Raw genomic sequence first — 308 nt, 5'->3', positions numbered from 1 at the left:
TATCGTCATCGGAAAAGGGCCAAGTTCCATCTCCTTCCTATTTTACTTACCTCCTTTTCCCCTTTTTTTCTCTCCTCCCCTTTCTTTTTCTTTCTCTTCCCCTTTCCTTTCCCTTTTTTTTTTTCTTCTCCTTCTTTCCTCCTCTTCCTCCTCTCCTCTTCCTTCTCTTTTTTTCCTTCCCTCTTCTTTCCTTTCTCCCTTTCTCCTTCTTCCCTCCCTTTTTCTTTTTTTCTTTTTTTTCCCTCCTCTTTTTTCTTCCTTTCTCCTCCCCCCTTCTCTTCCCCCCCTTCCCTTCCCCCCTTCCCTTC

At 44.2% G+C, this 308-nt stretch carries 1 protein-coding gene; it reads right to left on the bottom strand.

From position 1 onward, the window contains the following. Positions 1 to 5: 5 nt before the first annotated feature. The coding region (locus NR125_RS30420) for a hypothetical protein (RefSeq protein WP_256816921.1) at positions 6 to 308 on the bottom strand (303 nt) is incomplete at its 5' end.

Origin of the sequence: Cytobacillus sp. Bac17 (assembly GCF_024519925.1) — a bacterium.
Classification (GTDB): domain Bacteria; phylum Bacillota; class Bacilli; order Bacillales; family Cytobacillaceae; genus Cytobacillus; species Cytobacillus pseudoceanisediminis.
The sequence above is the reverse complement of the archived record's forward strand: the minus strand, read 5'-3'. Positions and strand labels throughout refer to the sequence as shown.